General features: G+C 57.5%; 13 protein-coding genes. 7 read left to right on the top strand and 6 right to left on the bottom strand.

The window, feature by feature from the left end:
* The 7 genes from ACR0NE_RS15510 to ACR0NE_RS15480 all read left to right on the top strand — a co-directional run bounded on the left by ACR0NE_RS15510 (position 1) and on the right by ACR0NE_RS15480 (position 7,762).
* Positions 1-432, top strand: a complete 432-nt coding sequence (locus ACR0NE_RS15510) for a hypothetical protein (protein ID WP_170597142.1) — start codon at positions 1-3, stop codon at positions 430-432.
* Between the two features lie 210 nt (positions 433-642).
* Positions 643-1,722 carry a coiled-coil domain-containing protein gene (locus ACR0NE_RS15505; RefSeq protein ID WP_170423295.1) on the top strand — a complete coding sequence of 360 codons (1,080 nt, stop codon included), beginning with the start codon at positions 643-645 and terminating at the stop codon, positions 1,720-1,722.
* Between the two features lie 307 nt (positions 1,723-2,029).
* Positions 2,030-3,148, top strand: a complete 1,119-nt coding sequence (locus ACR0NE_RS15500) for a hypothetical protein (protein WP_170597143.1) — start codon at positions 2,030-2,032, stop codon at positions 3,146-3,148.
* A gap of 55 nt (positions 3,149-3,203) precedes the next feature.
* Positions 3,204-5,135 carry an ATP-binding protein gene (locus ACR0NE_RS15495; RefSeq protein ID WP_170597144.1) on the top strand — a complete coding sequence of 644 codons (1,932 nt, stop codon included), beginning with the start codon at positions 3,204-3,206 and terminating at the stop codon, positions 5,133-5,135.
* Between the two features lie 366 nt (positions 5,136-5,501).
* Positions 5,502-6,839, top strand: a complete 1,338-nt coding sequence (locus ACR0NE_RS15490) for a DUF6638 family protein (RefSeq protein WP_170597145.1) — start codon at positions 5,502-5,504, stop codon at positions 6,837-6,839.
* A 1-nt stretch (position 6,840) separates the two neighbouring features.
* Positions 6,841-7,107 carry a hypothetical protein gene (locus tag ACR0NE_RS15485; protein WP_170395242.1) on the top strand — a complete coding sequence of 89 codons (267 nt, stop codon included), beginning with the start codon at positions 6,841-6,843 and terminating at the stop codon, positions 7,105-7,107.
* Positions 7,108-7,117: 10 nt separating this feature from the next.
* Positions 7,118-7,762, top strand: coding sequence for a DUF1523 family protein (locus ACR0NE_RS15480; protein ID WP_170408694.1), 645 nt, complete (start codon positions 7,118-7,120; stop codon positions 7,760-7,762).
* A gap of 38 nt (positions 7,763-7,800) precedes the next feature.
* Here ACR0NE_RS15480 and ACR0NE_RS15475 read toward each other — a convergent pair whose 3' ends face one another.
* The 6 genes from ACR0NE_RS15475 to ACR0NE_RS15450 all read right to left on the bottom strand — a co-directional run bounded on the left by ACR0NE_RS15475 (position 7,801) and on the right by ACR0NE_RS15450 (position 15,029).
* Entirely contained in the window at positions 7,801-8,895 is a 1,095-nt protein-coding gene (locus tag ACR0NE_RS15475; RefSeq protein WP_170597146.1) for a flagellar basal body P-ring protein FlgI, read from the bottom strand.
* Positions 8,892-9,899, bottom strand: coding sequence for a flagellin (locus ACR0NE_RS15470; protein ID WP_170597147.1), 1,008 nt, complete (start codon positions 9,897-9,899; stop codon positions 8,892-8,894). Before ACR0NE_RS15470 ends, ACR0NE_RS15475 begins: the two co-directional genes overlap by 4 nt.
* A 2-nt stretch (positions 9,900-9,901) precedes the next feature.
* On the bottom strand, positions 9,902-11,353 hold the full coding sequence (gene flgK / locus ACR0NE_RS15465) for a flagellar hook-associated protein FlgK (RefSeq protein WP_170597148.1): 1,452 nt from the start codon (positions 11,351-11,353) through the stop codon (positions 9,902-9,904).
* Between the two features lie 33 nt (positions 11,354-11,386).
* Entirely contained in the window at positions 11,387-12,682 is a 1,296-nt protein-coding gene (locus ACR0NE_RS15460; RefSeq protein ID WP_255611994.1) for a flagellar hook protein FlgE, read from the bottom strand.
* Positions 12,683-12,780: 98 nt separating this feature from the next.
* A complete protein-coding gene (locus tag ACR0NE_RS15455; protein WP_170567488.1) occupies positions 12,781-13,620 on the bottom strand; it encodes a flagellar motor protein MotB in 840 nt (279 codons plus the stop codon).
* Between the two features lie 83 nt (positions 13,621-13,703).
* The gene (locus ACR0NE_RS15450; protein WP_480459860.1) at positions 13,704-15,029 is read right to left on the bottom strand and encodes a FliI/YscN family ATPase; all 1,326 of its coding nucleotides are present in this window, start codon (positions 15,027-15,029) and stop codon (positions 13,704-13,706) included.
* Between the last annotated feature and the right edge of the window lie 2 nt (positions 15,030-15,031).

Here is a 15,031-nt window from a genome sequence, read left to right as displayed (position 1 = left end):
ATGCGAATGAAATCCGTTTTTGCCGCTATAGTCTGTGCCGTTGTTGCATCGACCACACTGACCGCGACACCAACCCGTGCCAACGATACAGGAGCGCTTATCGCTGGGGTCGCGTTGGGTGTGCTGGGAGCGTCGATCGCCAAACACCATCACAAGCACGGATCAAAATACCAGAAGCACCCGCACGTTTCGCCCGAGGAGAATGCGATCGGGCTTTGTATGCATCGGACCCACACCGCCATGAGCAATCAAGGCTACTATGCCGTCGATTTTGAGCGGACGCTTTCCTATACGACGAATTCTGATGGCATCGATCTGATTGATTTGGAGGTCGCGCGCTCAAAGGACAGCAATGATGCGCGGAGCCACATAAAAGCCCATTGCGCTATTCAAGATGATGCTGTGGTTAATTTCCGCTACTCAAACTACTGAGCTTGCCCTTCGGCAACTTCAACTTAAGAAATCCAAGAGCTTCTATTTTCCCTTCTGAAAACCAGTAGGCAATGTGTCTCGGCCTTGTCTCTGCGTCTATCTTTTTAGCGTCGAGTTTGTCACAGTCTTGGTGATTTGGAGACCCAAGGGGATGTAAATTGCCATAACATTCCCTATGTCATTGGATGATAAGAAGAATAGGGATAGCAGATGTCGAACCAGCAATTCGAAGCATTGATTCAAGAGACGCAACAGAAAGTCCGCGAAAGCCAGTCGCAGATTGAAGGCTTGACCTCACGGATCGAAGCGGCGCGTGCCAAGATCGGAACCGCAGAGGCAGATATCGACATTGAAAATGCCACTTTGGAAGATGTGCACGCCCATACCGAGGTGATGAACGCCAACATCGCTGAGTTGATCATGGGGCTCGACGACGTGACCAACGCGTTTTCCAAGGATTTCGACGAAATGCGTTCGAAAACCGGGTGGGAGTCGTTCGTCGGCATCTTCGCCAAGGCCAAATCCGAGTCCATGCGGCAGGAACGCATGCGCACCGCCAATATTGATGACAAGCTGCAGGACCTGATCGCCAAGTCCGATGTGATCGTAAAATTGCTGGAAGGGCAGTTGTCGGTACTGGAGGAACAGCGCGTCAAGGTCGAAGACAACCTGACTGTCACGCTGGATGACCGTGAGGCGACGGTGGCCGAGTTGGAAGCACTGCGCGCCGAGATTCAGGGTATGGACCCAACAATCATCACGCTGGAAAACAAGATCAGCGTCGAACAGGATGCTGCCGCCCGCACCCAGTTAGAGACTGAATTGGCCGAATTGAACAAGCAATACAACGCCAAGGTTCAGGAAGAGCAGGTCAAGCTGGCCAAGTCTCAGACGCTGGAACGCTATATCGAAAAGGGTAAAACTTGGGTCGATTCACTCCAGAACCAGGCAGCGACGCAGATGGTGCTGATCAACAAGCTGCAGACAGACACCCAGCAGCGCGTGGTGCTGTATGACGCCCTGACCAAATCGCTGAAAACCGCGCAGCAGCAGGACGTGGCCCACCGCATCAACGAGATCGGCGTGCAGACGGACCAAGAGGCGCAAACCGCCATGGCCGCCATCGGCACCGCGACCAACCAGAAAATGGCCGACATGCTCGAGGCGCATGAGGACCACATGGTCTTTGCCCGCGACGTGCTGGAGAAAAAGGCCAAGGCGGATGAACGCTTTGCCCGTCGGTTTGCCTCGATTGTCGAGAAGCATGATAAGAATTTGTATGGCGGATGAGTTCTCGTGTCCGATCTTACCTATTTGTCATGATTGGTCTTGGGCTTGGGATTTACGCCTATCACCTTGATCCGTGTGCATTTGGCAATGGTCCATGCCCATCCAACGCAAGGCCCGTTGGCTTTATCTCGTTCGTTTTCATCATCTTTCTAGGGATAGGACCGCTATTGAATAGGTTCATTTGGAAGGCAACCAAGGTGTCTGCCAACGAATATCAGATGATGAAATGGAAAAGTAAATGTGAGGGGCCGATGGGTGGACTTCTGATGTGGTGGTCAGGCATTCGAGAGGACGGAAGCACTAAGGAATGACTGATCCTACTCAAGACCATGTCGGCCTGACCGACACTTTCGCCTCGCGCCGTTACTTCCGCAAATTCGAGGTGATCACCGTCCACCTCCTGCGCGTGGCTGCGACGATGGAGGCGGAGGGTGCGATCAGCAAGCAAGAGGTGCGGATCATCTCGCGCTACCTCTCTGGGTTGCTCTACACCTTTCGCGCGCTCTCCATGAAATACCTGTTGGTCGGGCGCGATACAGGGCGGTTCTTTGGTAGCCTCGCGATGGACAAGCGTGACAGCGGGTTTCCGGTGGCGGCCGAGTTGTTGACCATGGCCAATGACGCGCAGCAGGCGCAGGTGCATCTGGCGAATATGCCCTCGGAAGACGATCTGAAAACCGACATGGTGCGCACCATCATTGGCGACCGGGACATCCCCACCAAGCTGCAATTTGCGCTGTCCCAAAGGCTCTATTACGAGGAATTGCTTAAAGGTCAGCTGTTCTGGGCCCGCAACGATCCCGAGTGCCACTGGATCGGGAATGAGGGCGAACGGCGGAAGTTCATGATCCACTGGGCGGTCTATGACAGCCAGATCAACCTGCCAGTGATCTACCTGATGCAACTGGAGGACAGCGGCAAAACCGCCCTTCCCAAAGACCAACGCCGCTGGCCCGAAGTGCAGGCGCATCTGATGGCGCAGTCTTTGGGCGGGTTGAAACTGGTGACCATAGCCAAAGGGTTCGATCAGGATTTCGACGACCTGCACCCCAAACACCTGCGCCGCATTCATGTGGGGCCAATGTATTCCTCGGCCTATACCGAACAATCCGGCCCCCTGCGGCAGGTGCTGGAGGATGCGCAATCTCCGCAAGGTCAGGATTGGGCGCTGGCCTGGACCACGGAAGAGCTGGAAAGCGAAGATGTGATCGAAGAACGCGCCGGTTGGTTTTCCACCGTCGAACGTGAGGTCTTTGCTCTCGACCCATTCGGCGCGCAAGGGGCCGAAACCGGGGCCACACGCACCCAACGGTCGATCATCTTGCCCCAGCGTCCGTTTCAGGTGCTGGCCGAGCGTAACCCTCCAGGGTTTGCCGATGTGCGCAAGTTCGTGGTCAGCAAGTCAGGGCAGGTGTTGAGGTATTAGTTTCGCCTTCGGCGAGAGTATTTTTGAAAAAGATGAATCAAGGGCGGTTTTTAAGATGAGTTTGACGTCAGATCAGATGGAATTGCGCGAGGCGGATATTCGCAAGCATTACCCGGCAGCGACCGCCTTGCTGAATGGGTTCGAACACGCACCGCGGATTGCCAAGGCGGTGGAGACGTCGACGGAACGGTCGCCGGGGGTGTCGATCGGACGGAGGTTTCGGTCCACCACGCCGGGTTTGGTGACACGGCGCACAGTGCGCGCAGACGGGGTGCATTTGGTCGAACGGATCGAGGCCTCGGATGATGGCGATGCGCTGGTCTCGCCACCGCAGGCCACAACGCAGCAGGCAATCCGCCGTGCGGTTGCCATCGCTCTGGCGGTGAGCGAGGCCTACGCCGAACAGACACCGTTGGCAGACTTGAAACGCGCGAACCTTGCGGGCGATTTGCCCGCCGCGCGGAAGACCGAATTCTCGGAACTGCTGACTGCCGAGGCTCTGATCACCTCGCACACCTTCGGCAATGCGCTGGCGTACTTGATGTCCTCGCATCTGGGAGAGACCACTGTCGATATCGGTGAGATCGAAGAGGTCCTGACCGACAACGGCCAACTCGCCTTGCACGGCGCGCTGTGGGAGTTGGACCAGACCATTGCCAAACACGCCCCCGATGATGCCCACCTGATCGCGGCCACCAGCGCCTATGCCGAGCAATTGATGGAGAAAGCCGCCCTGCGCGCGCAATCGGCCGGCCATCTAGCCCCGTTCCAGAATGCCGCGTGGCATATCGAGGCCGATGACCTGACGATCCGAGGGTTTGAACCGGCCTCCAAGGCCAAATCCACCACGCTGACCATGACGTTCAAGAAACCGAACGAGGTGGTGGGCAACCATATCGCCAAGTATCAGGCCATGAAGCTGGCCAAGATGGTCATGGCCTATGACTTCGACCGCCGCCTGAACCCGTTCGCCGAGCTTGGCGGGTTCATCTTCACCTTCATGGGTGACGGTAAACCGGGCACCGGTAAAACCACGCTGATCCAGATGATGGCCGGGCTGATCAACGACTATTGCCAGAACGCGGGCTATCCGTTCCGCTACCAGAACCTGAGCACCGACAACATCGACAGCTATCAGGGCAAATCCGGCCAGAACGCGAAGGCCTTCATCAACACGATCATCGACCCCTCGGTCATCGGTTTCGGCACGATCGACGATATCGACCAGCTTGCGGGCAAACGCGGCGATCGGCAGTCGTCAGCCGGACAGTTGGAAATCACGGCCGTGCTGATGGAGAGCTTTGCGGGGGCCAACACCGTCGTGCGCGGCAACTGCACCTTTGGCATGTTCTCGAACTACCCAGAGAATGTGGACGACGCCCTACGCCAGCGGGCGGGCGCGCGGTTCCTAGTGGACGGTCCGCAAACGCGTGAGGACTACATCGACATCCTGCACCTGCTGATGGGCCGCAACCACGACATTCCGCTGGGCGAACACGACGCCTATGCCGCGCAGGAGATCAAAAAGGCCGTCGTCGCCAGTTTCGAAAGCCACGCCCGCCCGCATGAGGATGCCCTGCTGCAGGTCTTTGACCGCGTCTCCGGCGAGATCGGCCAGATGGACACGATTGCCAAACTGGGCACCTACCTCAAAGCGATCCAGCAGGCGGATGAGCGGTTCACCGGCCGTGCGATCAAGAACATCACCGACGCGGTCAAGGTCCGCGCGATGGATTTCGAACTGCCCGACGAGTGGATGGAAAACCCCGACCTGTTCCTGTTCCGCGACTACGACACCAAGAAGGCGATGATCGACGACCTGCGCCAGCTGATCACGGTGGAAATGGTAATCCAGGAGATCAACCGCTACGCCGACAGCGAATTCCGCTATGCCGACAAGAGCGACGAGGTCGCCATCGAAAACGCCGTGCGCGAGATGGGCCGGATGGAGGAGGCCAAGCGGCGGTATCTGGAGGGGAAGGGGTGAGTATTTTCCGACTAGCCATCGTCGTCGCGATATTTTCTTTCGTTCCAGCGATTTTCATGACCGTAACGATTTGCGGTTGGAAGGGTTTATCACCTGAGAACTTTCGTATTGTTCGCACATGCTCAGTGACGGACCCACCAAGCGAAGTGATTTTTGGCTTTCTGACAATTGCAGGCATTTTGTGCGTGGCCGCCACAGTATTGTACTATTTTTGGCGGCGAGTTTCGAAATGACAAGTTTAGTTTTGACACATTCAATAATCGCGGCGCAGCCGCGACGCGCCCGACCCGCCTCCCAGGGCGGGCGCGTTCCGCACCCACCCTCGTACCGGGTGCATCGCTACCGTTGCGCGGGAAGGCATATGTCATGATCCGCCTCATCGAAAAAGGCCTGATGTTCGGCAACCTCGTCCACATCTCCAGCCCGGCGCTGGTCGAGCGGTATAACCGCGCGCTGCAGCATCTGGCGGGCAAGGCCACGGCGCTGACGGATTTCCACGTCGATATCTCGGGCTATTCGCCGGAGGTGGGGATTGAGCTGGAGGACGAGCTCTACCTCAACCCTAACGGGGTCAACCGGCAGTTCATCTTGCTGACGACCGAACAGAAACGCGCGCCTCTGCTGAACGTCAAATTCTCGACCTCGCGCGATATCCTGCGGGACTTCATCGAGATGAACGAAGCGCAGCTATTCGCCCTGACCGCCACCGATGCGGTGGCCGGAGAGCTGGTGAACTCAGTCATCAAACTCAGCACGCCGCGCGACCTGTTGAACCTGAGCAAGATCGAGATCGAGGCCGACACCGCAGGCGGCACCCTACGCAAGGCCCAGCAGCTAGCGGGCATGGTCGAACGTTTCAAAACCGAAGAGGATGCATGGTTCGACGATGTGCTGATCGCCAAGATGATCGAAACCGCCAAAGAAACTGGCGACGTAACGCGCAATCCGGTGCGCCTGCGCCATACCGCTTTCGAGCAGCGCAACTTCTGGACGGCGCACTTTGGCGGGCTCTACCTGTTCCCGGATATGGATCACCCGGCGGCGATTTGCATGGGCGAAAAGCCTGACGATATGCCGATCAAATATATTTTTGACCCGTCGCAGCGGAACCAGATTGCCAAGTTTCTCGACTACAACGATCTGGTTGAACCTATCGTTAAGGCGCGCGGCGTGGATGCCGCAGCGATCTTACAACAGAAGATGGACTTTCTGACCATTGCTGCGGCTGCTGACGCAGATGTTGATCTGAGCGGGTTGGATCGCAGCGACATGCGCCGACTGGCCCGCAATCACGCCGATCGCCTGCCCGAGGCGTACCACGGCCTCGCACAACTGTTGCGCTGGGCGACAGATGGTGGGCGCTGGCCACGCATCACCTCGGATCATCCCGCTTATTTCTACACATTGCGCGCAGCCGATACGCCGAACCGCGATCTGGTGAATATGCTGTTGACCGAATTGGCTCCGCTGGATCCGCGGCAGATGTTCATCTGCCACAAGGAATTGTTTTATATTACTTACAGGACCTGGCCCGAGACCAAGAAAGCCTATGTTGCCGACTTCCTTGCCCGCGAGTATCAGGTGGACAAGGCTGGTGCGCGGGCGGCTCTATTTGGTCATGAACCGGATATGACCGGCAATGACCGGGTCAGCGAAACAGTGATCGCACGGGTCGGCCCTTGGGGCGCGGTCAGGAGAGATTAAGATGTTCGGAGCGATGCGCCTGTTTCTGATCCTGCTGGTGATCCAGACGATTGCCTATTTCGCGCTGTCCTTTTATTCGCGAGGAGTTAGGCGGCGAAAGTTGGAGACGTGGTGGGACGAAAAGGGCAAAACCGGTAACAAAGAAGCGTTTGTTGCGCGTGGTTTGCACGTCTACGACAACTCATTCCGGCGCAAACTGATTTTGGGTGTCTATATTGTACCTTGGGTGGCGATTGGCGCGCTGATCTACATCGTGAATTACATGTGAGGGTTAAGGCATGGCCTATGTGAAATGGGCGTTCATTATCATCTTCTGGGGCACGATCGCCGTGATCTTGCAGTATTCCCTACCGCAGCACGATGTGGTGCGGATCGTCAACACCTATGAGGAACGTCAGGACCTGACGGACTGGACGCGAATCTTCTGGTCCGAGCCTGAAGATCAATCCACCAGCCTGTCAAACCGCGATGTACAGTTCATTCAGGCCGTACGCGCCAACGGGAAGCCGATTGTCTATCGCAACGAAGACACCGGTTGGGGCTGGCCGCCTTATTTCAAGTTCGACACTGCGAACCTTTACACCGAGGCCAACGATGCCAAGTCGACCAAAGATAACCCCGATTGGGTGGTCGTAACGCACTACGGCTGGCGGAATGAATTCATGTCGATTTTTCCCAACGCAATTTTCATCCGGCATGTCGAGGGGCCGGATGTCCGCATCATCCCGTGGTTCAATATTGTCTTCCTGACTTTGTTTGCTGCGCTGGTTTGGGCCATCTGGGTTCGATGGCGGCGGTTTCGGCAAAAGAAGATCGATCCTGTTTTGGAGAACATGGAAGATGGTCTTTACGCCGCTGGTGATGCAATAGATGAAAAGCGCAAGGGCTTTCGCCGCTGGCTGGACAGTTGGAAATCCAAGTAAAGTGGTACACCAAAAGGCGTGCGCTGTGGTCTGACTGCTCATCTCACGATGAACTCTGCATGAAGTGCCCCGGCAGCTTTGATGGTTTTCAGGATGTCGATCATATCGCGTGGCGACACGCCCAAGGCGTTCAACCCGGCGACCACTTCGGACAAGGTGGTTGCCTCGGGGATTTCTGCAAGCCCGGTTCCTTCTTCCTCTTCGATCCCGGCAAAGGTGCGTGGAACAACGACGGTTTCACCCCGCGCAAACGGATTGGGCTGAACGGCAATCGGGGCTTCCTCGACTGTGAGGGTCAAGTTGCCCTGCGATACCGCCACGCGTGAAATCCTGACGTCCCGACCCATGACAATTGTGCCCGATCTTTGGTCCACCACGACGCGGGCTTTGCTTTCGGGTTCGACCAGAATGTTTTCAATACGTCCAATCGCATGCGCGGTTGATACGGCCCGCGTCGCCTCGACGCTTAACTCCACAGTGCCGGAATCGCGCATGAGTGCGACGGCGCGGTTGAACTCCCTGTTGATGGCGGCCTCAATGCGGCTTGCGGTCGTGAAATCCGGTTCTCTCAGCGCCAGCCTCAGTTGAGTCAAATCAGCAAGCTGAAAATCAATCTCACGCTCCACCCGCGCGCCCGCGGGTATGACACCCGATGTCGGCACCCCACTGACAACCGACGCTGCATCGCCCTCAACCGCAGCGCCTCCGGCAAGCACTGTCCCTTGTGCCACGGCATAAATCTGACCATCCGCTGCATTCAGGGGTGTCATGATCAATGTCCCCCCAAGAAGCCCTTTGGAATCTCCGATGGCAGAGACAGTAACGTCAATCTGACCTCCGACACGCGCGAATGGTGGAAGGGTGGCGGTGACCAATACGGCGGCGACGTTTTTGGGGCGAAAATCTTCACCATTCACGTTTACACCCAGCCGTTCGAGAATGTTGGACATAATCTCTTCGGTGAACGGAGAATTGCGCAAGCCGTCGCCGGTGCCATTCAGGCCAACCACAAGGCCGTAGCCAACCAGATCATTGCCGCGGACACCGTCGAAATCCACCAGATCTTTCAGGCGTATAGCCCCGGCATTGGCAATGCACGGTAAGACTATCAAAAGGAATGCGAGTATCTTCATCTTAAGAAATTCACCAGTGACAGGTTGGCATTGCGAACGGTCACGGAATACAGACTCTCCAGTTGGAACTGCACGGTTTGCAACTGTGCCGCAGTCTCATAGGGATCTGCAGCGATCAACGCATTGCGCGCATGCTCAGCGCTGGTCCTTGCGGCGGCGTTGCGCGTTGCGGCTTGCTCCACACGCGCCTCAGCCGCGCCGACCTGGGCGCGCAAATTGACCGTCGCATCCTGTGTATTGGCCAGCTCAACACCAAGCTGCGTGAACATCGCGGTTCGTAGATCAGGCGTCCATCCAAGCGCATCATCTGTGGCCAGAGCCGCAACCGCAATATCGCGCAAAGCGTCCTTGAGCGTGGGGTCTGTCGCAGTGATCGGAAGCGTGATCCGCTCGTTCTCGGAAATCTGCATCGGAGCCAAGGTGTCTGTGCCACCTTGATATATCACCGCATCAAATCCGGCGGGGTCGTTGAACCAATCCTCAGCGGCCTGTTGGATATCTGTTAGGGAGGTCAGCCCTATCAATTCGGCCTGCAGCGCTGTCAATAATGTTTTAGCGGAGGGCAGAGGTGAGACGTCAGTCGATGTTCCAGAATACAGGCTGCGCCCTCCAGCCCGCGTATTCAGGGCTGAGATCATTGTGTCGAGCTCATTTCGTGCCTGAACCGATGCTTGTTCATGTGTCACGGTCTGGTTCGCCGTGCCGAATGATAGCAGCGACGCTGACATCTCGGCGACCGAGCCGCTTAGCGTTGTCAGGCTCAATTGCATTGCGTCCGTGAATAGCCGCGCCTCGGCGGTGGCGATGGAAAGCGCGTCCAACCGTTCCAGGCTGCGATCTAGATCCAGTAGGTGCGAGTAATCACCACCCAGACGGCCCGAGATATCCTGCACCTTGCCGGTGGACATCTCATACGACAGTGTTTCGATTTGTGATTTGATCTCGGCGCTGCGAGTTCTGAGGGTAAGACCGCGGGCCAGATCCCCGATCGAATTCAGTGTCATGTTCATAACCTCAACAGGGTATCCATCAGTTCATCCACGACAGCGACGATGCGTGCGTTTGCGGCATATGCCTGCTCGATCTGCATCAAGCGCTGCAGTTCCGCGTCACTGTCAACACCTTGCTCCGCGACGACTTTTTGCATTTCCAGCTGCGCGTTTGCTGCAAAACTGCTGCGCTGGTCAGCTGTGTGTGCGTTTGCCCCGGCTTTGGAAAGCAACGCCTCGGCGATCTCGGCCGCGCGCATCGTGCCTGTCCCAAATCCCACGCTAGGGGCCGGGCGTGAGTCGGTCAGAACGGCCCCAAAAGCTTGCAACTGGCTGGCATCACCCGGCGCACCGGGGGTCAATGCCCCCAGACCCGCGCGTAATCTCCAGCCGTCGCCCCCTGCGTCTGGGTCGACCACAACATTTAGTGAGATGCGCGACGCAAGACCGGTTTCAGAAGCCGGATCAAAGCGGCTGCCGTCATCCGTGAAGACGCCCGGATCGGTCGCGGTAGCGGTCGGGTCCAACCCGGTGGTTTCAAAGCGCTCGATCAGGTCGCGGGCGACGGCGTCCAGATCGGCTTGCGCTTCGACAGTCAGTTCGTCGCGGACCGAGAACTGGGCCATTAATGCGCCGCCTCGGATTTGGGCGAACTCACCGCTCACGCGAACGGGTCGGCCGTTGATCTCGAGCCCGGACAACAACCCGTTGCCAACGGTCATATGCGGCATGGTATCGCCTGTGGTCGAGAACGAAAACTCGGCCGCGGTTCCTTCCAGCAGGATCAACCCGCCATCGGAATAAAGGGAAATCTGATCATTATCGCGCGCGATCGCGTTGACAGGCACCAACTCGTTGACTTGATCGACCAGAATCTGACGATGATCCAACAGCGCGCCAATATCACCGCCCGAATTGCGGACAGCGGGGATACGAGCATTCAGTTTCTCGATGTCTTTCAGAGTCTGATTCAGCGTATCGACCTGTTTGCCTATCGTGCGATCCGCATCGGATCGCATTTGCCGCACCCCTTCGGACGCTGTATTGAGCGCTGTGCTCAATGTACCGCCTGCACGGGCGGCCTGATCCAGCCGTTGGGCTGAGCCGGGCAGGCTTGCAGCTGTAATCAGGCTGCTTTCGAATTGGGCCAGTCTGGCCGAGATCGAAGTGGCATCGTCGGCTGCCCCCAACAGTTTCTCGTAACTTGAATGAAATTGCGCCACGGTTTTGGCTGCCATCAGGTCTGCATCGGTCGCACGGCGGTTTGCGATCAGTACCGGATCCTGGTGCCGAGTGATACCAACGACACGAACGCCATTACCAGAAACTGCGCTGGTCGCCAGTTCAAGCGATCTGCGAGCATATCCCGGGGTCAAGGCGTTGGCGATGTTTCCTGAAACCACCGCCGCACCACGGCTGGCTGCGCTCAGCCCGCCCAGAGCGTTGTTCAGTGCTGTCGACATATTCATCGGACGCATCCCTTTCGTTGATCAATCATCAGATCAGCGTTTGATATTGGTGGTTTCCTGCAGCATCTCATCCACAGTCTGAATGACCTTGGCGCTTGAGGAATAGGCCCGCTGGGTCTGGATCATTGAGGTCAACTCGGTGGCGACATCGGTGGTCGATTCCTCGCGTGCGAAAGACACGAGATCGCCTGTCGGACCTTCACCCGCGTTCCATAAGAAAAAGGTGCCGCTGTCGCGCGAGGGGGCATAGGTCTGACTGTCCAACGCCGTCAGACCGTTTGGATTCGGCACATCGGCCAGCGGAATCTGGAACATCCGGCGGCTGACCCCAGTATCATAGAAAGCATAGACATAGCCGTTCTCATCAACCTGTACGCTTGTCATCGTGCCAACGGCCGAACCATCGCGTGTGATCGAAACCGGAGCAAAGGTATCGGAAAGCTGTGTAATGCCGTCCGCATCGCCGATCTGGCCGATGTTGATCTCCATCGGTCCGCCGGCGACGTTGACGACAACGCTGCCGTTTGCCGGGTCATAGGCACCGCCGGTCACGGCGGTGACGCTGGCTAGTGTTCCACCGGCTGTACGGCTATCGGTGAAGGTCAGGGTATATTCTCCGATGACAGCGCCGCCCGAGGCCGAATCGCGCAAGGTCATGGTCCATTCATTGCTGCTGCCGGTTGCAGGAACGGTGGGGACCAATTCGATATCGACGCTTTCAGACTTGCCCAAATTGTCAAAATACTCGACCGACAAGGGCTGCGTGTCACCCGGAGCACCAGCGTCGGTCGCTGTTGCAGGCAGGTTCATCCGCAGGTTCATGGATGTTGTGGGGGCGCCCGAAAGCTGATTGACGCTTAGCTGAATGGGTTCCAGAGCGGCGGGCGTATCCCTCGGGACGCTGGGGATCGAGCCATCTGGATTGGCACGCCAGCCAAGAAGTACAAGGCCGGATTGTGTGACCAGATACCCCTCCTCATTGGTGCGGAATGAGCCTGTCGTGGTCAGCAGCATCTCATTTGAACCTGACGCGATCTGCGAACTGGGACGGACAGGCAGCATGCCTCTGCCGCGCACGGCCAGATCGGTTGAATTGTTGGTGGTTACCAGCGATCCGCGCTGATCTATCAGGCGTTGGCTGGTGGTTCTGACCCCGCCTGCCGAATAGCTGCCGCCCTGACCAGATGTGACCATGGAGTGAAAGTCGGTCTCGACCCTTTTATAGCCAAATGTCGATGAATTGGCGATGTTGTCAGAGATCGTGGCCAGCCTGTTGGCGTTGGCCTTCAACGCTGCCACACCGGCATTCAGCGAAGAGGATATGGTCATCGGTACGCCCTTTTGTTGCGTCATTCGTTGATGCAACACGTACCGCACTGGCCCTTAACAGCCGGCTAACAGCTAAAATGCTGTCTATCCTTTACCCCCTAAGGGTTGCGTAAAAAGATGATCTCAATCCGATTATTGCGTACCGCCATGGGGTTTTTATCCGAAAGCTCTCGGTCCGCGTGCCCAGTCACGCGGTCCAACCGCTGTGGCTGGATGCCTTTGTTCTGCAGCAGTTGGCGGGTGCTTTGCGCCCGCGCGGTCGACAGATCCCAGACCGGGTTATTCGCCAACACGACGGGCGCAGACCGCACATGCCCTTCAACCGCGATTGCGTTTGTCACCAGATCAGAAGACCGCGCTACCAAAAGTGTCAGCGCGCGCATCATTTGGGTTGGCGTGTCTGTCCCCGATTCGAACAACGGTTGATCCTCAGTGGCGAACAGCTCGACCACCAGCCCTTCGTCGGTGACGCGGGTCACGATGTGCTTGCGCATCTTATCGGACACCAGGCTTTCCCCAGCGCGCCCCAGCAACTGCGCCTCGAGCGACGAGAAATCTTCGAACGCACCCTTACCGCCGCCTTTCGCATCCACGCCGGTTGATCCGCGCGCCTGTTTCGCCTCGGTGGGGTTCCGATTGCTGGCACCTGATCCATCCATAACCATGGTTTTTTCCGAAAACATGTTGTCACCGCCGAAGGCACCATCGCCACCGCCCGAGACCGGATTGACCGGTATCGTGGGCGAAAAATAATCCGCCAGACCCTTGCGTTGCGTCTCGGTCGTTGCATTCAGCAGCCACATCAACATGAAGAACGCCATCATGGCAGTGACAAAGTCCGCATACGCGACCTTCCACGCACCACCGTGGTGAGCATCGCCACCCGATACACGTTTCTTCTTGATGATGATTGGCGCCGCATTGGATTGCGCACCCATCTCCACCACCTTCTATTCACCCGCTTACTGGCCTAGCAGGGCAGGTGTTAAGGTGGGCTTAACACTTAAAACTGTTCTGAATTCTAAGACTGCGACACCGGGTTTACACCAGCGCGCCTTAAAATCAGAGATAATCGATTAAAGCTGTTTTCGATACCATCGGGATCAGCCTTCGCAAAAAAGCTATCTAGCTCTTCGTGGACTCGGACGGCGCGATCCAACAAAGGATCTGTTCCTTCGGCATAGAGACCGGCTTTGATCATCACCTCAGATTGCTCATAACTGCCGACCAGCTTGCGGGTTTCTGTAATCAAATGGTTCTCATCTGCGGTCGCCGCACCTGGTAGGCTGCGTGATACGGATCGGCTGAGGTCAATGGCCGGGAAGCGCCCGCGTTCGGCGATGTCTCGGCTCAGCACGACATGTCCGTCCAAGACGCCGCGCAGAATGTCCGCAATGGGCTCGTCCATGTCAGAACCCGCGACAAGAACACTGAAGACTGCGGTGATGTCACCTTGATCGGCAGTTCCGGGACCCGCCCGTTCGCACAGGTTTGCAATCAGCGGCGTGACCGATGGCGGGTAGCCACGTAGCGATGGGGCCTCACCCATTGCGGCAGCAATCTCGCGGTGCGCTTCGGCAAAGCGGGTAACTGAATCGGCCAGAAACAGAACGTTTAACCCTTGATCCCGCAGGTATTCCGCCACCGACATGGCCGACCATGCGCACCGTCTGCGTATCAGGGCCGATTGATCCGAGGTTGCGGCCACGATGACCGATCGTTTCAGACCTTCGGCACCCAGGGCGTTCTCGACAAACTCATTCACTTCGCGCCCGCGTTCGCCCACCAATGCAACGACCACAGCATCCGCCTGGACTGAGCGGGCAAGCGTCGCCAGCAGTGTCGACTTACCAACGCCAGAACCGGCGAACAGGCCGATTCGCTGGCCTTGGACAATGGGCAGCATCGTGTTGAGGATCGCCAACCCGGTTTCCACACGACCGCCCAGCGGCTTGCGCGATACCGCGGTTGGCGGGGCCTGCATAAGGTCACGTTCAAGCGTGCCAGGCAGCAGGGGCTTGCCGTCCAGAGGTTTGCCAAACGGATCGATCACCCGCCCAAGCCAATGCATTCCGGGCGCAAAGGCAGGCATCTGGTCGAGAGAGACCTGATCCCCCAGGCTTACGCCATCGGGTGCGGAGGCTGGCAGCATATGGATCGCGCCTGATTCGACATGCAGGACCTCGCCCGGCAGGTCCGGGCCTTTTTGTCGGCGCAGCGTCAGATGATCCCCGATCCGGGCTTGGGCGGTCAGACCATCGATTTCAACCACGCCGCGCGCAACACCGGTCACACGCCCGATATGGTGTACCGCCGACATCCTATCGAATTCGCATTTCAGACGCATCG

The organism is Ruegeria sp. C9, from assembly GCF_056537585.1.
This window is presented reverse-complemented; position numbering and strand designations above follow the sequence as displayed.